The sequence below is a fragment of the Xenorhabdus indica genome, assembly GCF_014467235.1.
Lineage (GTDB): Bacteria > Pseudomonadota > Gammaproteobacteria > Enterobacterales > Enterobacteriaceae > Xenorhabdus > Xenorhabdus indica.
In genome coordinates, this window is the sequence record NZ_NKHP01000001.1 from 196712 (window position 1) to 217659 (window position 20948).

At 41.1% G+C, this 20948-nt stretch carries 17 protein-coding genes; 7 read left to right on the forward strand and 10 right to left on the reverse strand.

The genetic code is table 11. The annotated features are described in order from the left end of the window. Window positions 1-43: 43 nt before the first annotated feature. Window positions 44-2494 (forward strand): penicillin acylase family protein, encoded by a 2451-nt coding sequence (locus tag Xind_RS00600; RefSeq protein ID WP_187649257.1) that lies wholly within the window; start codon window positions 44-46, stop codon window positions 2492-2494. A 122-nt stretch (window positions 2495-2616) separates the two neighbouring features. Here the strand turns inward: Xind_RS00600 and Xind_RS00605 are convergent, their stop codons facing one another. The 5 genes from Xind_RS00605 to Xind_RS00625 all read right to left on the reverse strand — a co-directional run bounded on the left by Xind_RS00605 (window position 2617) and on the right by Xind_RS00625 (window position 5967). Then, window positions 2617-3066 carry a GNAT family N-acetyltransferase gene (locus Xind_RS00605; RefSeq protein WP_187649258.1) on the reverse strand — a complete coding sequence of 150 codons (450 nt, stop codon included), beginning with the start codon at window positions 3064-3066 and terminating at the stop codon, window positions 2617-2619. A gap of 240 nt (window positions 3067-3306) precedes the next feature. Next, entirely contained in the window at window positions 3307-3630 is a 324-nt protein-coding gene (gene yciH / locus Xind_RS00610) for a stress response translation initiation inhibitor YciH (RefSeq protein WP_047678121.1), read from the reverse strand. After that, the gene (gene pyrF / locus Xind_RS00615; protein WP_047678124.1) at window positions 3623-4363 is read right to left on the reverse strand and encodes an orotidine-5'-phosphate decarboxylase; all 741 of its coding nucleotides are present in this window, start codon (window positions 4361-4363) and stop codon (window positions 3623-3625) included. Before pyrF ends, yciH begins: the two co-directional genes overlap by 8 nt. Before the next feature lie 98 nt (window positions 4364-4461). Beyond that, window positions 4462-5631 carry a lipopolysaccharide assembly protein LapB gene (gene lapB, locus Xind_RS00620; protein ID WP_047678127.1) on the reverse strand — a complete coding sequence of 390 codons (1170 nt, stop codon included), beginning with the start codon at window positions 5629-5631 and terminating at the stop codon, window positions 4462-4464. 6 nt (window positions 5632-5637) lie between these two features. Next, the gene (locus Xind_RS00625) at window positions 5638-5967 is read right to left on the reverse strand and encodes a LapA family protein (RefSeq protein ID WP_047678175.1); all 330 of its coding nucleotides are present in this window, start codon (window positions 5965-5967) and stop codon (window positions 5638-5640) included. Between the two features lie 573 nt (window positions 5968-6540). On the opposite strand from Xind_RS00625, the gene ribA reads away from it, so the two are divergent. Continuing rightward, window positions 6541-7137 (forward strand): GTP cyclohydrolase II, encoded by a 597-nt coding sequence (gene ribA, locus Xind_RS00630; protein ID WP_047678130.1) that lies wholly within the window; start codon window positions 6541-6543, stop codon window positions 7135-7137. A gap of 144 nt (window positions 7138-7281) precedes the next feature. Here the strand turns inward: ribA and acnA are convergent, their stop codons facing one another. Next, a complete protein-coding gene (acnA, locus tag Xind_RS00635; RefSeq protein ID WP_187649259.1) occupies window positions 7282-9987 on the reverse strand; it encodes an aconitate hydratase AcnA in 2706 nt (901 codons plus the stop codon). 236 nt (window positions 9988-10223) lie between these two features. On the opposite strand from acnA, the gene Xind_RS00640 reads away from it, so the two are divergent. The 3 genes from Xind_RS00640 (at window position 10224) to Xind_RS00650 (ending at window position 12655) form a co-directional block, all read left to right on the forward strand. Beyond that, window positions 10224-11039, forward strand: coding sequence for a hypothetical protein (locus Xind_RS00640; protein WP_187649260.1), 816 nt, complete (start codon window positions 10224-10226; stop codon window positions 11037-11039). A gap of 94 nt (window positions 11040-11133) precedes the next feature. Next, window positions 11134-11751 (forward strand): FMN-binding negative transcriptional regulator, encoded by a 618-nt coding sequence (locus Xind_RS00645; RefSeq protein ID WP_047678139.1) that lies wholly within the window; start codon window positions 11134-11136, stop codon window positions 11749-11751. A 205-nt stretch (window positions 11752-11956) separates the two neighbouring features. Next, window positions 11957-12655 carry a hypothetical protein gene (locus tag Xind_RS00650; protein ID WP_156115303.1) on the forward strand — a complete coding sequence of 233 codons (699 nt, stop codon included), beginning with the start codon at window positions 11957-11959 and terminating at the stop codon, window positions 12653-12655. A gap of 81 nt (window positions 12656-12736) precedes the next feature. Here the strand turns inward: Xind_RS00650 and cysB are convergent, their stop codons facing one another. The 3 genes from cysB to sohB all read right to left on the reverse strand — a co-directional run bounded on the left by cysB (window position 12737) and on the right by sohB (window position 18178). Continuing rightward, window positions 12737-13711 (reverse strand): HTH-type transcriptional regulator CysB, encoded by a 975-nt coding sequence (gene cysB / locus Xind_RS00655; RefSeq protein WP_047678146.1) that lies wholly within the window; start codon window positions 13709-13711, stop codon window positions 12737-12739. A gap of 341 nt (window positions 13712-14052) precedes the next feature. Then, window positions 14053-16650: a type I DNA topoisomerase gene (gene topA / locus Xind_RS00660; RefSeq protein ID WP_187649261.1), complete on the reverse strand. Its 2598-nt coding sequence runs from the start codon at window positions 16648-16650 to the stop codon at window positions 14053-14055. Window positions 16651-17131: 481 nt separating this feature from the next. Continuing rightward, a complete protein-coding gene (sohB, locus tag Xind_RS00665; protein WP_187649262.1) occupies window positions 17132-18178 on the reverse strand; it encodes a protease SohB in 1047 nt (348 codons plus the stop codon). A gap of 295 nt (window positions 18179-18473) precedes the next feature. Between sohB and Xind_RS00670 the strand changes: the two genes are divergently transcribed. Together Xind_RS00670 and cobO are read left to right on the forward strand one after the other, a co-directional pair. Then, entirely contained in the window at window positions 18474-19238 is a 765-nt protein-coding gene (locus tag Xind_RS00670; RefSeq protein ID WP_047678179.1) for a YciK family oxidoreductase, read from the forward strand. After that, window positions 19238-19834, forward strand: coding sequence for a cob(I)yrinic acid a,c-diamide adenosyltransferase (gene cobO / locus Xind_RS00675; protein WP_047678154.1), 597 nt, complete (start codon window positions 19238-19240; stop codon window positions 19832-19834). The genes Xind_RS00670 and cobO overlap by 1 nt, the downstream gene beginning before the upstream one ends. A gap of 177 nt (window positions 19835-20011) precedes the next feature. On the opposite strand, the gene rluB is transcribed toward cobO, so the two are convergent. Continuing rightward, window positions 20012-20935, reverse strand: coding sequence for a 23S rRNA pseudouridine(2605) synthase RluB (rluB, locus tag Xind_RS00680; protein ID WP_047678157.1), 924 nt, complete (start codon window positions 20933-20935; stop codon window positions 20012-20014). Between the last annotated feature and the right edge of the window lie 13 nt (window positions 20936-20948).

The following is a 20948-nucleotide window of genomic DNA, read 5'->3' on the forward strand; positions in this document are numbered from 1 at the left end:
CTCCTATGAAGAGATATTTTTACTATTGCTAGGAAAAAGAAACATGATATTTGAAACGATAAAAATAAAATCCTGCCTTAAAATGATTACCTTCATTTTTAGCTCAAGCTTATTGGGGGGCTGTCTTCATCACGCTCCTGCGACACAAGTTAATAGTCATTTGGATAAATATGCAGAAATACGTCGCACCAGTTTAGGCATTCCACATATTAAAGCCAAAAATTGGGTTGGATTAGGTTATGGCTATGGTTATGTTCAGGCACAGGATAATCTTTGTACTATGGCAGATTCCTTTCTGACTTATCGTGGCGAACGATCCCGATATTTTGGCGGAAAAACCACACTGGTTTATGAAGGGATAACAAATAAAGTGAAAAATCTGGATTCTGATTTTTATCACCGCCATATTCTTTCAGAAGATATGCTGGAGCGTATGATTCAAGCCCAACCTGAAAAGATCAAACAACTTGTTTCCGGCTTTACGGCTGGTTATAACCGATACCTGCACGAATTACCCCTTCATAGCACGGCTCATCAGGCCTGTCGTGATAAGGACTGGATCCAGCCGATCAGTGAACAGGATATTTATCGACGTATGTATGCTGTCTTATTCGCAGAGGGGTATACCCTTATGTTAACTAACATTGTCAGTGCCCAACCTCCCACGACTTTGTCAACTACGGATATTTCAACCTCAGAATTACCGATATCAATAGCTTCATTTCGTTTGAACAGATTGGTAAGTAAAGGCATTGGTAGTAATGTTTATGGATTTGGAACACAAGCCACTCATTCAGACTCCCCTCTATTATTTGGCAATCCGCATTGGTTTTGGTTTGGCCCAGACCGTTTCTACCAAGCTCAATTCACAATTCCTGGTGAAATCAATGTCAGTGGAGTGTCATTTTTAGGGATTCCCATTATCCAAATCGGCTTTAACAAGGATGTTGCATGGAGTCACACCAATTCGGTAACAGCTCGTATAGGTTTTTATGAACTCAGTCTGGCACCTGATGATCCATTAAGTTACCTCCGTGATGGCAAAAAAATAAAAATGCAAGCCAACACCATTACAGTTCAAGTTAAACAAGATACTGGCACTGTGATTCCCGTTACCCGCACATTGTATAAGTCAGAATATGGGCCACTGGTGAATCTTTCCCCACTACGTTGGGACACAGAAAAAGCATTTGCAGTTCGCGATATCAATCAAGACAATTTCCGCTTATGGCGAAACTGGTTACGCTGGGGTCAATCCCGTTCTCTTGACGAATTTATTGCTATCCAACAGCAAGAAGCGGCTATGCCCTGGGTAAATACCGTCGCCGTGGGTCGTGGCAGTGATCAGGCCTGGTATGCGGATATGGGTGCTGTCCCTAATGTTTCCCCAGAGCAAGTGAAAATTTGTACCACTAAATCCCGCCAAATCTTGGCTGCTCAATTATCTCCGGGTATTCCATTTTTTGACGGTTCACACAGTTTCTGTGATTGGCAGAGTGACCCTGATTCAGTTCAAGCAGGTGCTGTAGGACCAGCGCGAATGCCTAATTTGCTGCGTACTGATTATGTCGCCAATATGAACGACAGTTATTGGCTTACCAATCCCCAGACACCTTTGACGGGTTATCCTGTCATCTTTGGCCCTGATGGTAATAAACCTGTCAGTATGCGAACACGTTTAGGCCATATCATGGTACAAGAACGTTTGAAAGGTCATGATCAATATCCGGGGAAATTCATCAATAATGAAGTACTCCAGAAAATGGTTTTGAACAGTCGCGTTTTGACCGCTGAATTATTCAAATCTCAACTGTTAGAAAAAGCTTGTCATTCACCGCTGGTCGATATACAACATGACCCTCTGAATGACATAACCTACTCCTCTCCGCAACGCGTTAATATAACCACAGCCTGCCATATTCTAAAGGCTTGGGATAATAGTGGTAATATTACCGCACGAGGGGCACATATTTGGGATGGTGTTTGGGATCGTCTGCTGGATTTACCGGATCATATTTTATTTGCCATTCCCTTTAACAAAAATGATCCATTAAATACACCACGTAAGCTCCATGCTGATATAACAGAAACACTCCGGCAAGCACTGGGATCCACCGTGCTGGATTTAAATCACCGTGGATTATCACTGGATGCGCAACGGGGTGACTATTTATATTTACCACGAGGAAATAATCGTGTTCCTTTATATGGTGGCTGTGGTGAAATCGGGTATTTCACTATCGCTTGTATAAAACAAATCGATGATACAAAACTCGATATCTTTGGCAACAGTTACTTACAGCTTATTAGCTTTCCAAATAATAAAGTAGAGGCTTATACTGCATTATTAACCTCATTGTCAGATGATCCTGCTTCGCCGCATTATAGTGACGCCACTCGTTTCTATAAGGCTAAACAATGGTTACATTTACCATTTGAAGAATCAGAAATTATCTCAGATCCAAATTATCGTCTTCTGATTTTAAAAGATTGATGTCTGACGTTATTTAAGAAACTTTGAAAGAAGTATGTAGAAGCTATCGAGATCAAATAGAATGAGGCGCCTGCGCCTCATTCCTTATATTAGCCACATGTAATCCTAAATCAGAAAAATTTTTATATATCTAAACTGTAATAATACTCTTCTTTTAAAACTTTTCCCGTGAAAACAAAACCAAAAGAAGTATAAAGTTTTTTAGCAATTAGGTTATCATCATCTATCATCAAAGTTACAGTTTTAATTCCTGTTTCTTTAAAGTAAGATAATATCGCTTCAAATGTCATTCTTCCTAGCCCTTTTCCTAAGAATTTGTAATCAAGCATATATCGACAAATTTCCACTTCCTGTGGTTTCTGTTCTATATGTTTATACATAAAAAAACCAATCAATATTCCATTATGATATAAGGCCTTTGGTTCAAATTCAGGAAAAAATTTGGCTTCAGCAATTGAAATAGCATTGCAACAAATATATTCTTCCATCACAGTTCCAATACCATCTTTATTTGATGTTAATTCGCATATATCAAACAAATTATCTCTATCAATTTCACGTATTTCTATCATATATAGTAACCTTTTAAACTAACTAAATGTCAGTGGTGTGCTAAATAGTATGAATTTTAAAATGTTAAAATCTTCTCATAATAGATAATCTAATTGAATAATTAATATTTAACTTTGAGATATGAAACGCATTGAATTTTGATTGAGTCAATAGGCCGCTATGACAAGCTACACAATTAATTTACTGCATAGCTTGTGAGGATTTACGAAATGCGTATGAGGTAAGGATGAGAAACTAAATCAGCCACCCGCTAATTTCACTTTCATGCCTTTCGCTTCCAGCAATTGCTTCAGCAAATCACGCTTATCACCCTGGATTTCAATTTCACCATCCTTAACGGAGCCACCACAACCACATTTTTTCTTCAATTCTGCTGCCAGTTTGGTAAGCGTTTGGTCATCAGCATCAATACCTGTGATCACACAAACCCCTTTCCCTTTACGCCCACTGGTTTGACGTTGAATACGCACGATACCATCACCTTTAGGACGAGCAGGAGTCACTTTTTCTTCCTGAATGCGACCAAAATCTGTCGAATACACCAGGCGAGAATTATTATCCATGGACAATCCCAATAGACTGATTAATTTTCTGTAATGCCAGTGCGGGATTTTCAGCACGAGTAATCGGACGACCGATTACCATGTAATCCACACCTGCCTGAACAGCTTGTGGTGGCGTCATAATACGGCGTTGGTCTGCGGCATCTGAACCTTCAGGGCGAATACCCGGTGTAATCAGTTTGAACTCCTGACCACATACCGCTTTCAATTGCTGAGCTTCATGGGCTGAACAAACGACACCATCTAAACCACATTGTTTGGTCAATTTTGCCAGACGTTCAGCATGTTGTGCTGGTGTAACATCAATACCTGTTCCCAACAGGTCAAATTGTTCCATGCTGGTTAAAACAGTTACAGCAATTAACAACGGGGCATCTTTACCATAAGGTAATAAAGCCTCTTTAGCTGCGGTCATCATTCTCTCCCCGCCACTGGCGTGAACATTGACCATCCAAACCCCCAATTCTGCCGCCGCAGCCACAGCTCTTGCAGTTGTGTTAGGAATATCATGAAACTTGAGATCCAAAAACACGTCAAAACCACGTTGATGTAATACCTGAATAAATTGTGGGCCATTCAATGTAAACATCTCCTTACCCACTTTCAGACGACAATACTGTGGATCAATCTTATCGACGAATGCCAGTGCGGCATCCTGATTATCATAATCCAATGCAACAACAACAGGGGACTCAATCTGTTTATCTAAAGTTTGAGCTGTATGAGATGTCATTCTTCGGCCTTTAATTAACTAATAAACTTTATTTCGTGAATGAAAACTTCATAAATGAAAAAACATGTCGAAAGGTGCCATCAATAATCGTGACACTGTCACTGACCATCTAAACCACGGATGGGTTTGATGGTGTCCCACGAACGACATGAAGGACAATGCCAATAAAATGAGCGAGAAGTAAAGCCACATTTATAGCATCGATAATCTGGTTTAGTGCGGATCTGCTCACCTACCATATTACGCAGAAGGATCAAACTTTCTTTGGCACGGCCATCTTCTGCGTCCGCCAAATGGTAATCCATCAGGCGATAAAATAGACGCATTGTCGGGTGGCTTTCCAATTGACGGTTAATGTAATTTTGGGCGATATCACGCCCCTCTTTTTTCTCAATAATATCAGCCAAATGAAGTTCTGCAATTGCACCGCAATCTTCTTCTACACAGCGCCGAATAAAAGTTTCCCACTCTTCTGGTTGAGCAAGATTTTGATAACACTCCTGCAACATCGGCAGAGATTCGCTGACTAACTGTTTATCCTGTTCAAGAATGCGTTTAAGTACCTCAATCGCTTTGAGATACTCTTTTTGTGCCATATAAATACGGCCGAGCATGATAGAAACACGGGCACAATGCTTATCTGTCTGAGCTGCTTTATTCAAATACCCAATGGCATTACTGAAATCCTTTTCTCCCATACCTTGCAGAGCCAATTCACAATAAAAGTGGGCAATCTCTTCCCGAAACTGCTGTTTACCCAATTTGACCAATTTTTCAGCGACATCAATAGCTTTGCTCCAGTCGCTGGTTGATTGATAAATAGTTAGTAAAGAGTTAAACGCATTTTCACGAAAATCCTTTTCATCGACTAACTGAACAAACATATTTTCTGCACGGTCATACAGCCCTGCCACTGTATAGTCTCTTCCAAGCTGCTGAATAGCGAGCAAGCGTTGTTCAAATGTCAGAGAGGCGCTTTCCATAAGGGATTGGTGAATTCGGATGGCTCTTTCAACTTCACCACGAGAACGGAACAGATTTCCCAGCGTTAAATGTGCTTCAAACGCTGAACTATCTTCCTTTAGCATATCAAGAAATAGATCAACCGCCTTGTCTTGCTGATTGGAGAGTAAAAAATTAACACCATCAACATATTCACGCGACAAGCGGTTTGCAGATTGCTGCTTATCTTGTTGAGCACTTCTGCGTCCCATATACCAACCATAAGCTGCAGCAATAGGAAGCAACAGAAACAACAGCTCTAACATAGAGAATTATTCCTTGTTTAAAACTACTGAAGAAGCAGTTTTAGCGGCTTGTTCTTTGGCAGATAGCTCAATCGGTTGTTCCAACTGAGTCTCCAGACGCTTAATTTTACGTTTGGCGCGTCTTAGTGACAGACTGGTACGCAGATAAAATCCCCCACAAATTCCCCATCCAAGAGCAAAACCGATAGCAAACAATACCGCCAGCAGCGTAGATATCGAATAATCGCCTTTGGCAATCAGATAATTAAATGTTACTACTTGATTATTATTCGTTCCCAGTGTAACTGAGATAACAAAAACAACCAGTGCCAGTAATAAGATCAGAAAATATTTCACATTGTTTCCTGTTATCGATTGTTGCTGATTAATATGCCAAATAACAGACATAATGGCTTGCTAAATTAGCATTTCTCGTCTACGCAAAGGAAGCACTTTATTGCATCAAACCAATATTTCTCCTTTTTTGTGACAATATTCTACTTCGCTCCCTCGCAATTCCGTCATTATATTGGAATGACAACATCTAACCTTTCTCCCAAAATACGTTTATAGTTTAGCATGCTAAATTACTGTAATTAATTTCTCTCATGTGTTCTCTGCAACCGTCTTTCTTTACGGACAAAAACATAATTTCTGTTATAATCCGAGCGCGTACATGCGCTGTAATCAGAGAAAATTTTGCGCAGTTTTAGCTGATTTCCAAACTGGTATTGTTCTGAGTATCACAATATTTATACCCTATGGAATTCAAGATGCAGCGTGACGGTAAAGGAACAAATCTCCGGGAGCGTAGATAGCTATATGATAGATATAGATAACTGTGTGACCAGATGAACGAACACCGTCAACAAACTGTGGCTTGAAAAACGACGGGGATATAACGAGCTAAATCAACATATGAATACAAAAATGCAGCTAAAACGAGTAGCTGAAGCTAAGTTGCCCACTCCCTGGGGCGAATTTATGATGATTGGATTTGAAGAGATAGAAACAGGTCGTGACCATGTTGCTCTCGTGTATGGTGACATTTCAGGCGATGACCCTGTTTTATCCCGCATCCATTCAGAATGTCTGACAGGAGATGCTTTATTTAGCTTAAGATGCGACTGTGGTTTTCAGTTAGAGGCTGCTCTGTCACAAATCAGCAAGGAAGGCCGGGGTGTTCTGCTGTATCACCGTCAAGAAGGTCGTAATATTGGCCTGTTGAATAAAATTCGCGCCTATGCATTACAAGATCAAGGCGTTGATACTGTCGAAGCCAACCATCAGTTAGGTTTTGCCGCTGATGAGCGGGATTTCACTCTGTGTTCAGACATGTATAAGTTACTGGATGTTCGTGCTATTCGTCTTCTGACAAATAATCCACAAAAAATTGAGATTATGCTAGGAGCAGGCATTAACATTGTCGAACGAGTGCCACTGGTTGTCGGGCGTAATCCCAATAATGCTTACTACCTGGATACAAAAGCTCGTTTAATGGGACATTTATTATCCAAATCCAGTTAATATCCTTTCTGTAAGGAAATAAAAACTGTGAAAAATAAAAACTGCGTCGGTGTGGGCGCAGTCTTTATTTATATAAATTTGAGCTCAGTGGCTTTTATTGCTGGATATATATCACTGGATATTGCTTTCGCTATTTAATTTTTGCTATTTCAACATATTACGGATCACATAATGCAATATGCCGCCATTGTAGAAATATGCCAGTTCAGTGTTGGTATCAATACGACAACGAGTATTAATCCGTATTTCCTCACCACTGGGATAAGTAATTTTTACCACAATAACCTGTCCGGGTTTGATGTCACTTAATCCGGTGATATCAATACGCTCATCTCCCGTCAGATTAAGTGTTTTGCGACTGACACCCTGCGGAAACTCTAATGGCAATACCCCCATACCAATCAGGTTAGAACGGTGGATGCGTTCAAAAGATTCTACAATAACTACCCTTACTCCCAATAGCCTGGTTCCTTTGGCCGCCCAGTCACGGCTGGAGCCAGAGCCATACTCTTTACCAGCAATAACAGCCAGCGGTTTCTTCTCTTCCTGATAGCGCATAGCTGCATCATAAATGGCCATCTGAGTTTGTGATGGAATATAACGTGTATATCCACCTTCAATACCGGGTACCATTTCATTGCGGATGCGAATATTAGCAAAAGTTCCACGCATCATAACTTCATGATTTCCACGCCTTGAACCGTAAGAGTTGAAATCTTTCGGATCCACACCATGTTCCTGTAAATATCTTCCTGCCGGGCTGTCAGCTTTGATATTTCCTGCGGGAGAAATATGATCCGTAGTTACCGAATCCCCCAGAATTGCCAGAATATTAGCCTGATGGATATCCGTCATCGGCTCGGGTTCCGGTGTCATATTATTGAAGAAAGGCGGAAGACGAATATAAGTTGAATCTTGCTGCCAGGAATAAGTGGCTGAACTTTCAACCTCTAATGCCTGCCAATCTTCATCACCGTCAAAAACAGCATTATATTCTTTATGGAACAGCTCTGTTCTGACTTTTTCGACTGCCTCAGCCACTTCTCTGCTATTCGGCCAAATATCTTTCAGATAAACATCATGGCCTTGTCGGTCTTGCCCTATTGGTTCTCTGGTCAGATCCTTCTTCATGTTGCCAGAAAGAGCATAAGCAACGACAAGTGGAGGAGAAGCCAGCCAGTTGGTTTTGACCAAAGGATGAATGCGCCCTTCAAAGTTCCGGTTACCGGAAAGTACCGCACCAACGGTCAGATCAGCCTGTTTAATCGCCGCCTCAATCGGATCTGGCAATGGCCCAGAGTTACCAATACAGGTGGTACAGCCATACCCCACAAGATTAAAACCGAGCTTTTCAAGATAGGGCATAAACCCTGCCAGTTTCAGATACTCTGTTACGACTTTTGATCCCGGCGCCAATGAAGTTTTAACCCACGGTTGCCGTTGTAAACCTTTTTCAACCGCTTTCTTGGCAAGTAAACCTGCGATCATCATGACACTGGGATTCGAGGTGTTTGTACAAGATGTGATGGCCGCAATAACAACAGCACCTTCTTGTAATGAAAAAGTCTGGTCATCAAAAGTCACAGGTACAGTTGCATGATCCCCTTGTTTTTTCTGGAGATCCAGATCCATAGCGGATTGGAAAGCCTTTGGAACAGCGCTCAATGCAACCCTATCCTGAGGTCGTTTTGGCCCGGCCAGACTTGCTTCCACCGTAGACATATCTAACTCCAGACTACTGGTGAAGACAGGTTCATCACCTGCATTGCGCCATAACCCCTGCTGTTTGCAATAGGCTTCAACCAGTGCAATTTCATCTTCACTGCGTCCGGTTAATTGCATGTAATCTAACGTAATTTCATCAACAGGGAAAAAACCACAGGTCGCACCATATTCCGGTGACATGTTGGCAATAGTTGCTCTGTCTGCCAATGGCAAATCAGCCAGACCATCGCCATAGAATTCTACAAACTTACCGACCACACCATGCTTACGTAGCATTTGTGTTACAGTCAGAACCAGATCCGTCGCAGTAATACCTTCACGTAGCTTACCTGTCAGTCTGAAACCAACCACATCAGGTATCAACATGGAAATAGGTTGCCCTAACATCGCAGCTTCGGCCTCAATTCCGCCAACACCCCAACCGAGCACACCAAGCCCGTTAATCATCGTGGTATGAGAATCTGTGCCAACCAATGTATCGGGATAGACAAAATCTTTTCCATTATGATTTTCATACCAAACTGCCTTACCCAAATACTCAAGATTAACCTGATGGCAGATCCCCGTTCCGGGCGGTACAACGCGGAAACGATTGAACGCTTTTTGCCCCCAACGCAAAAATAAATAGCGTTCATAGTTACGTTCCATTTCGATCTTAACATTCTCTGTAAATGCTTGTTCAGTGCCAAATTTATCCACCATAACGGAATGGTCAATCACCAGATCAACGGGAGATAATGGATTCACTTGTTCAACATTTCCACCAAGCCGTAAAACAGCTTCTCTCATCGCTGCAAGATCGACTACAGCAGGAACTCCGGTAAAATCCTGCATCAATACACGGGCCGGACGATAAGCAATCTCCCGCTCTGCATGGCCGCTTTGTTGCCATGCCACCAGCGCTTTCAGATCATCTTCAACAACAGAATCACCATCAATGTTACGCAGGAGGTTTTCAAGCAGGACTTTCAGAGATTTCGGAAGACGGGATATTTCACCTAATTGCCCGGATAACAAAGACAAACTGTAATAATGGTAAGTTTTACTGCCAAGGAATTTACTGTTAATGGATTTACTATTAATGGAAAGTGTTGAGGCACAGTCCGTTTTCAACTTAAACGACATAACTCCTCCATTCTTATATTTATGATCAGTTACACCATTAAACATAACATATTCGTGAATAATTGTGGTTCAGCTATCACACATTTCATTAACACTCTGTAAATCCTCATTTATTGATAAATTTTAGTGATGACAGCCACAAAATGGATGTGTTTTATTGATGAGCAGAACCGATATTTAGTGCCCTGAATATTTTCTACAAATAATTACTGCTTATTAATGATTAGAGGTGAATTATGGATAAAGAAATTATCACAAAACGTGAAGAATATTTAGATCAGATAAAACAGGCCGAGCGATTTTTCTTTTATGATATTGAAGACCATTTCACCTTATCTGATCATCGATTCAGTGATACTGATGGCCTTGTTCAGTTTGTCATGACTTCACAACTCAGTGATAAATCTGCTGTTATGAAAAAACTGGATGAAATAAAGAAAATCCAGATAACACTTTCTTCCATTGCTACTGATTATATCATCAAATATTCCAATACTCGTGGACGACAATACAGAACAGATGTGCAATTTTGGAGTGAAGTTATGGGCAAACTACCATTAGTGAGTATCCGAAATATTGAAGAACAGACATACCAACATGTTATGAAAGGCTTCTCTATTGCAACAAATTTACTACAACTCATTATGGATATTGTTGTGAATACACAATCCCCAAGTATGAAAAGCTTCTCTCAATTCCTGCAAAAACAAGGAGATGCGATCAGACTTGGATTGAAAAAAAATAGCGACCATTATTCCACTCTCACATTAGCAAGTGTTATTGAAGCTGTTGGGAATGAAGAGCAAGTGATGTATATTCCCAAAATGAAACTCTATAAACTGGATTTTGATAGAAATAATTCAGAGATCACATCAAATTGTGCTTCTAATGAAACTATTAATGTTGAATTTATCTATTCTTCCTGCGTATCATTATTTGATTATCAAGCATTAGAAGATCCTGAAATTAAAACAGCCTTTGAACGATTTATCCTTAAAAATAAACAGTCATCAATAGAAAGATCAGATAACTTTTTTAATGGAGAATTTTAAATTCAGCTTGAATACATAAACCACGCAATTACTGTACCAATTTTTCACAGCTATTCTTAAACCGCTTGAACAAATCTATATCGGAGCCACAAGCATGTATACACCTGATAAAATGAAGATGAAAAATCAAGAAGATATCACTAAATTTATTTCTACTTATAGTTTTGGGTTATTAGTTTCTCCCTCTTTAACCGGAACACATCTTCCATTTGTATTTAATCCTCATGAAGGAGAAAATGGTGTTTTATACGGTCATATTGCTAAAGCTAACCCGCATTGGAAAGAGTTGGAAAATCAGAACGTTTTAGTTGTTTTTACTGGCCCACACGCTTATATATCTCCTACGTGGTATGAATCCATTCATGCCGTTCCAACCTGGAATTACACGGCAGTTCATTGTTACGGTGTCACAAAATTTTTAAACTATGAAGAAACCAAATTGGCTTTAGAAGAATTAGTCAACAAATATGAGCCTGGGTTGATGAAAAATACCGAATTAATGCCAGAAGAGTACCTTAGTAAACAACAACAGGCTATTATCGGATTCAAAATCATCATTAATGAAATACACGCTAAAGAGAAATTAGGACAGCATAAAAATCCAGGCGATCAAAAAGGTGTTTTTACTGCCTTGCAAGCAAGTAAAACAGAAGATAACAAAAAACTCGCTAATTATATGAAAGTACGTTGTATCGGCACAGGAGAGTCATAAACCACTTTTCGTATCATTTTGAATAAATTAAATTATTATTACCTATTAGAAAATATCTCTCCATAATAATATTTCAGAATGAGAAAAACATGTCAGATGACACTAAACAACAAGTATACATTAGCATAATTTGCTTGTTATTTGGTGATAATAGTTGGATAACTATTTATCATAGTAATTGTCTTTAATTTTTGTGGAGAGATATATGATTTATTTGGCCAAATATTTCGAGCAGTTACGTAAGAACCGACTTATTAAGGAATATACAAGAAGCTCCGATGGAATAACATCATTACGTATAATATATAATGATTTCAGTCAATTACGTATCCCCAAAGAACCACAAATATCAGATGACATGATACATAGCCTATTGGCAAGTATGGGGTTCACACAAGATATTCCTGGAAGGTATATCTTGTGGAGTGGTCATACCTACAATATAAATCTAAGTACATACATGTTTTCTATTGTACCTCATCTATCATATTGCTCTGATAAACATGAAGCATTAGAAAAATTTAAATCTTCATACAACATTTTTCTTTTCTCACAATCACAACCCTCTTCCTCGTCCGCGCCTATTCCATCACAAGAATATTATGAACACTACACAAGTGGAGATATTCCAGGGCCATCGAACTTACAACAACCACTCACACAGCCAAGAACCAGAAATCTCCACAGAAGAGGTTTGCAGCCTCCATTTAGTACAGTACCTGGACGTAATCCTCCTCCTTATGAAGCCCCCCCCTCCTATTCAGCACCTTCCTATGAAGCACCAAGCTATGATGCTCCTCCCAGCTATGATTCACTCGGCTTTGGACAAGCTTCATCAGCACCTTCACAAGCAGGAAACAGAAGTTCCAGAGGAGCTAAACATCGCAGAGGGCACAGAAAATAAAGACACTATTCACGAATCACAAACGACAAAAACCGAGGAAAATAACTCTTGCTATTTTCCTCGGTTCTTATTAGTTCTTTTTTATACAATGGGTAGTTCAATATCCTTAAACATTTCTTCAATTTCTTCATTAGACCGCAATGCAATAGCCCTATCCACAACATCACGGGTTAAATGTGGAGCAAAACGCCAGATAAAGTCATACATGTAACTACGTAGGAAGCTGCTGCGACGAAAACCAATTTTAGTTGTGCTATAGCTGAACTTATCACGCATATCAATTCGTACCAAGTCACTATCCTGAATGGGTTCTACTGCCATACTGGCAATAACCCCGACTCCCAATCCTAAACGAACATATGTCTTAATAACATCCGCATCTGTCGCAGTAAATACGATTTTAGGTTTAATGCCAGCACGGTCAAAAGCAACATCCAACTCGGAACGCCCCGTAAAACCAAAGGTATATGTCACAATTGGATACTCTGCCAGCTCCTCAATAGTTACATTTTGCCTTTCTGCCAATGGATGATCTTTGGTGACTACCACAGAACGATTCCAGTGATAACAAGGCAGCATGATAAGATCACTATAAAGGTGAAGCGCTTCCGTTGCTATTGCAAAATCACTATTGCCTTTACAGACTTCTTCTGCAATTTGGGTTGGAGAACCCTGATGCATATGAAGAGATACATTAGGATAACGTTTAATAAAACCTTTAATAATGGGAGGTAAAGCATACCTTGCTTGTGTATGTGTGGTGGCAATATACAGAGAACCACGATCCGGATAGGTATGCTCACTGGCGACGGAGCGAATCGAGTCAATTTTTGACAGGACTTCACGGGAAATACGGACAATCTCTTCACCAGCCGGGGTAACGTGTGTCAAATGTTTTCCACTACGCGCAAATATTTGGATACCCAGCTCATCTTCAAGCATCCTTACCTGTTTGCTGATCCCTGGTTGAGAGGTATACAATCCTTCCGCCGTAGAAGATACATTCAGGTTGTGGTTAACCACTTCTACAATGTAACGTAATTGCTGTAATTTCATATCAGCACTGTCCCTAAGTAGTCATTATGTACGAATGTTTTTGTAGTTTAAATCAGCTCTATATTGCTAATAGTTATTCACTTATAACCATATGGAATATATTCTTATAGGCATATAACTACTATAACACTTGCTGTATATATATATAACAAATAATTAGGGTCAATAACGATTATTGAGCACATGTTGCTGAAATATTATGCTTTTATTCTAGATAAAAACAAAAAAAGCCAGTCCCAAAAACTGGCTTTTCAGAAATAAAAATTATACTTTAAGTAAAAAAAGAAATATCTATCTGATTATATTTCAATGCGCTGACTGAAAATCCAGCATCAGAATCATTATTTCTCTTTAACTACCCAGGCACCATCAACAAAAAATGCTGTCCATCCGGTCGCTTTACCATTCTTCTCTGAGGAAACATATTGTTGTTTCGTCTTACGGCTAAAACGTACAATAGTCTTATTGCCTTCAGGATCTGCCACAGGTGCTTCCGCCAGATAACGCAGTTTCTCCGGCAGACGCTCTTTAAACCGCACAAGCTCTTCAACTAAAGGAGCACGTGTTTCACGTGATTTCGGGAATGTGCTGGCAGCTAAAAATACACCAGCAGCACCGTCACGCAGGACAAAATAGGCATCAGATTTTTCACATGGCAATTCAGGTAAATAAACGGGATCTTCTTTCGGTGGTGCAACTTCCCCGTTACGAAGGATTTTACGGGTATTTTTACACTCTTCGTTTGTACATCCCATATATTTACCGAAACGACCCATTTTCAGGTGCATTTCTGAACCACATTTATCACATTCGACAATAGGCCCATCATAACCTTTGATACGGAATTCGCCGTTTTCTACTTCATAACCATCACACGCAGGGTTATTACCACAAACATGTAATTTACGCTGAATATCAATTAGATAGCTATCCATCGCCGTCCCACATTTGCTACAACGACGACGGGCACGCAGCGCATTAGTTTCCGCATCATCCCCTTCAAGGATGTTCAGTATTTCATTTTCCGGGATCAAGTTAATGGTTTGTTTGCAACGCTCTTTTGGAGACAGTGCATAACCTGAACAACCAAGAAATACGCCTGTAGTGGCCGTGCGGATACCCATTGGGCGGCTACAAGTCGGACATTCAATAGAGGTGATAACCATTGGATTCGGGCGCATTCCGCCCTCTTCTGGGTCTTTGCTGGCAACGTCCAATTGCAAACTAAAATTGATGAAAAACTCATCCAGCACCCCTTTCCAGTCCGCTTGATCATTCGCAACGTGGTCAAGCTGATCTTCCATTCTTGCTGTAAAATCATAGCTCATCAATTCGTTGAAATTCTCTTCCAAACGATCATTGACAATTTCACCCATTTTTTCCGCATAGAAGCGGCGGTTTTCAACCCGCACATAACCACGATCCTGGATAGTGGAAATAATTGATGCATAAGTTGATGGGCGGCCAATACCACGTTTTTCTAACTCTTTGACCAGAGAGGCCTCACTGAAACGCGCGGGTGGTTTAGTGAAGTGCTGACTTGGCAGCAACTTTTGTAAATCAAGATCAGTGCCTGCTTCCACAACAGGCAATGTACGATCATCGTCCCCTTTACGTAAAACTGGCATGACTTTTGTCCAGCCGTCAAAACGCAAAGTGCGGCCTTTAGCCCGCAATTCAAAATCACCGGCCTGAACGGTCAGCGTAGTCGAATCGTATTTCGCAGGTGTCATCTGACAGGCAATAAACTGACGCCAAATAAGCTGATACAATTTCTGAGCATCAGCTTCCATGTCTTTCAGTGCTTCAGCCATGACATCAACATTGGAAGGCCGGATAGCTTCATGAGCTTCTTGCGAATTCTCTTTGCTGCTATAGACATTAGCCTCTTTAGGCAGGTACTTGTCACCGAAGTTGTCACGAATGTAACCGCGAACCATACTCAAAGCATCCTGACTTAAATTAGTTGAGTCAGTACGCATATAAGTAATGTGACCTGCTTCATATAATTTTTGCGCCATTGTCATGGTCTTCTTAACACCAAAACTTAGTCTGGTGCTGGCAGCCTGCTGCAAGGTAGAAGTAATAAATGGCGCACTCGGTTTACTTGAAGTTGGGCGGTCTTCGCGATCGATGACTTTATATCTGGCTTTTTCAAGCAGAGACACCGCAGCTTGTGCCTGCTCCGCATTAACTGGCTTGAATGGTTTCCCCTCTTTATGGGTAACTTCCATATGGAGCTCAACGTCTCCTTTAGCCATTAAATCCGCATATATCTGCCAGTATTCCTCAGGAACAAAGGCTTTGATTTCACGTTCCCGTTCAACAACAAGCCGGACCGCTACGGATTGAACCCGCCCGGCAGACAATCCTCTGGCAACTTTTTTCCATAGTAGCGGTGAAACCATATAACCAACTACACGATCCATAAAACGACGTGCCTGTTGGGCGTTAACACGATCAAGATTCAACTCACCCGGTTTATCAAAAGCCTGCGTGATGGCATTCTTTGTAATCTCATTAAATACAACGCGGCTGAAACGCGTGTCATCTCCACCGATCACTTCCCGCAAGTGCCATGCAATAGCTTCTCCTTCGCGGTCAAGGTCCGTTGCAAGATAGATATGCGCGGCTTTTTCAGCCAGCGTTTTCAGCTCTGCCACCACTTTCTCTTTGCCGGGCAAAATTTGATAATTCGCTACCCAACCATGATAGGGATCGACTCCCATTCGGCTAACCAGTGCTGTTTTCTCATCTTTTTTGGTTTTCTTTTTATTCTTATCGGTAGATGAGTTCGAACTCTTTTGACTTGCCGCACCACTGGTCGGCAAATCACGGATATGGCCTACACTGGATTTCACAACGTAGTCATTCCCCAGATATTTATTGATTGTTTTGGCTTTTGCCGGGGACTCCACTATAACAAGAGCTTTACCCATAGTTACCTTTACCTAATTATCTTCTTTTCAGATGGCGAAAATTACGGAGTTATATTGCGTTGCGGTATATAAAATAGATCTCTTTTTATATTGCGATAGATTCGCAAGATATCAACTAATTTTTATCTTTGGCTTTAATTTTATTGCCAAACCCCTTGAAATATATGAGGTATTTTATACACAAACGCATATCATACAATGGTATGGTTTCACCGTTGTAAACAAAATCTTCCATCCGCATGACGAAAAGCCCACACTCTACCTGATAAAAAACGATGCGCAACAACTTATTTTTTTGAGAAGCACAATAGATGCAAACTGAAACAATCCCGGCTAATTAAGTGTGGTACAAAAAAGTCTTGCACTGATTTTATGAAAAATAATGCGGATAATAGAAGCATAAGCCATCATATTATCCGCCATATCTGCTGGCGCTTACTGCGCGTTTTTACTGTTCTAATTTTTTACTGTCAATTCACTGTCAAAGCAGCGGTTTTTGGCCTCTTTGCCACCAGCGCATAAACAATTTATCAACATTCTCCATTGCACTTCCCATGAAACGCTCGACTACTCGTTTACGACGAGAGTAATTGACACCAATAACTTCATAGTGTTCAATTTGTGCAATCAGAAAATCATCACTGACACCGATTTCATCAATCAAACTATGCTCTTTTGCCTGTGTACCATACCAATATTCACCAGTTGCCACTTTTTCTACATCCAGAGCAGGACGATGTTGCTGAATAAATGATTTAAATAACTTATGAGTTTCATTCAGATCTTCTTGAAATTTCTGCCGTCCTTGCTCTGTATTTTCACCTAATAGAGTCAGAGTACGCTTGTACTCCCCGGCAGTATGAAGTTCGATGTCAATATCATTTTTCTTGAGCAATCGATGGATATTTGGCAACTGTGCCACTACGCCAATTGAACCGATGATAGCAAAAGGTGCGGCAATTATGCGATCAGCCACACAAGCCATCATATAACCACCACTTGCTGCGACCTTATCTACAGAGATCGTCAGACGTATACCTTTTTGTTTTAGGCGAGCTAACTGAGATGCGGCAAGCCCATAACCATGCACCATTCCTCCAGGGCTTTCCAAACGCAGAAGAACTTCATCTTTGCTGTCAGCCACAGCCAGGATAGCACTAATCTCTTCACGCAGAGAATCCACCTCATGCGCATCCATACTGCCTTTGAAATCAACAACATAAAGGCTAGGTTTCAGTGAACCTTTCTGACCAGCTTTAGCAGCGGCCTTTTTCTGTTTAGCCTCCTCTTTCTGCTGTTTTTTCAACTCCTTCTGCCAGATTTTTTGTTCTGCTTCACTCATTCGAGCCTGCTGCATCTGACGCTGCTTTTCCTTATATGACTCACCAAGATTGGTCAGCCGTAATTCTCCTTTTTGCATCGTCTTACGCACACTGACTCCAATACAAAATACTGCCAAAATGACGACTGCCAAGACTATAGTCACTACTTTGGCCAAGAACAGTCCGTATAGAGAAAAATACTCCACAGATCCACCTTTCTTCATTATTTATGATGAACAATACGCTTCATTTTAACTAAAAACCTGAGATAGCGCTCTAACAGTTTACTTTTCTCGATTTCATCAAAGCTATTTTTCATCAAAGCTATTCGTTCTATCAAAGTTATTCCATCAAAACCATTCATTAGTATCGCTCATAAAAGCACATACAGATAAAAGGCATACAGTCTTTTGTCAATTTGACGGGAGCATTAAGTTTTGTTGTGATGACAAATTGTTTATGTCACTTTCAGATTTAAAACAGTTTATGGAAAATAGTCAGATGTTAGATTACCAACCCAATAATAACCTGCTGCAACAAAAAATCATTTTAGTTACTGGTGCTGGTGATGGTATTGGTCGTGAAGCGGCATTAACTTATGCCCGCTACGGCGCACAGGTTATTTTGCTTGGGCGCACAACTGCAAAACTGGAAGCAGTTAAACAGCAGATCGAATATGAAGGCGGTTTACCTGCTGCCGTTTATACAATGGATCTTTTAACTGTGACTGCTGAAGAGTACCAGACTTTTGCCGATGAACTGGCACTACATTATCCTCGTCTGGATGGCGTGTTACATAACGCTGGTTTGTTAGGTGTTGTTGCTCCCATCACAGACCAACCCGTTCAACTTTGGCATGATGTTATGCAAGTGAATGTAAATGCCACTTTCATGCTGACTCAGGTTTTGATCCCATTGTTACTGAAATCTCCCAATGGTTCTTTGGTATTTACCAGTTCCAGTGTGGGGCGTGAAGGAAGAAGTAACTGGGGCGCTTATTCTGTTTCCAAATTTGCTACAGAAGGTTTAATGCAGGTTCTGGCAGAGGAATATCAGGATACCCCTCTGCGGGTCAATTGCATTAATCCGGGTGGAACGCGAACCGCTATGCGTGCCAGTGCATTTCCTGATGAGAATGTGGCGAAGTTAAAGACACCCGCCGATATTATGCCAGCGTATCTTTACCTGATGGGAGAGGACAGTTTGCATGATTCAGGCATTAGTTTTGATGCTCAACCGGGCCGTAAGGCAGGGCAAACCGAATAATGACAAGAGATAACAGCCAGTACCAAAAGAGACAACAACGTCTGAAAGAGAAAGTTGATGCCCGCATTGAAGCAGCGCAACAAGAACGAGGCATTGTCATGATCTTCACCGGAAATGGCAAAGGGAAAACAACTGCTGCATTTGGCACTGTTACCCGTGCTATTGGTCATGGGCAACGTGCTGGCGTGATCCAATTCATCAAAGGAACATGGGAAAACGGAGAAAAGAATCTATTGATACAGCACGGTGTTGAATTTCATGTTATGGGAACCGGGTTTACATGGGAAACACAAAATCGTGAAGCTGACATCGCGGCTTGCCAGTCTGTGTGGCAACATGCCTTGACGCTGTTATCCGATCCTGCAATCCAGCTTGTTGTGCTTGATGAACTGACATATATGGTCAACTACGGTTATCTGGAACTGACCGATGTTCTCACAGCCCTTAAACAGCGCCCTGCCAATCAGTCCGTCATTATTACCGGACGAGGTTGTCATCGTGAGCTGCGTGAATTTGCGGATACAGTTACAGAGATGCGACCAATCAAACATGCATTTGAGAACGGCATTAAAGCGCAAAAGGGCATTGATTGGTAATGTATTGATTAGTAATACATTGATTGAAAAACAAACTAATGAAAGCCGCTATTTCAAAGATCAGTGACTCAATATTCAATAAACATTGTCCAGTAAATAATATTCAGCGAAAAAATGTTTACCAACTATAGAGTTAACTCAACTGCTTTATTCAACTGAAATAGCGGCCTGAGAAAATTAACGGCCTTTAAGCGTCGTTTTTCTTCCCGTATTTTGGCGAGAGCTGCTTGCTGGGCGTTTTCCGGCGGGGCGGGAAGTCACCTGAGCATGCCGCCTTACTGCACGACGGATCTGATTGGCTTTGATACGACGTTGTTCACGTTCAACCGCAACTTTAGATACGGTTTCTTCATTTAGGCCAACCAACTCACGTAAATAGTTAGTCTGCTCCAGCCCTAATTCAGCCCAACCGCCACGAGGTAAGCCTTTCGGCAAGTTAATATCACCGTAACGGACACGGATCAGACGACTGACCTGCACGCCAACGGCTTCCCACAAGCGCCTGACTTCACGGTTGCGTCCTTCTGTCAATGTGACGTTGTACCATTGGTTAATCCCTTCTCCACCTTTAAACGAGATAGTTTTGAATGAAGCAGGGCCATCTTCCAGTTGTACGCCTTGTTTCAACTGACGCAATTTAGCGTCGTCCACTTCACCAAAAACGCGAACAGCATATTCACGTTCAACTTCACGGCTCGGATGCATCAGACGGTTTGCCAGTTCACCATCTGTCGTAAACAACAACAGGCCACAAGTATTGATATCCAGACGTCCCACAGCAATCCAGCGAGCATCCTGCATTTTCGGCAAGCGGTCAAACACCGTCGGACGCCCTTCAGGATCATGTCGGGTGCACAATTCACCTTCTGGTTTATAATAAGCCAAGACCCGACAAACTGTTTTTTGCGGCTCTTTGATATTTAAAATCCGCCCGTCAAAGCGGATTTTGGTGGAAGGTTTAACTTCGATTCGATCACCCAACGTTGCGATCTTACCATCAACACTAATGCGCCCCTGTTGAATATATCCTTCAATTTCACGGCGTGAACCGTGACCAGCACGCGCAAGAATTTTTTGTAACTTTTCTGTTTTATCGCTCATTGAGCAACCTCTG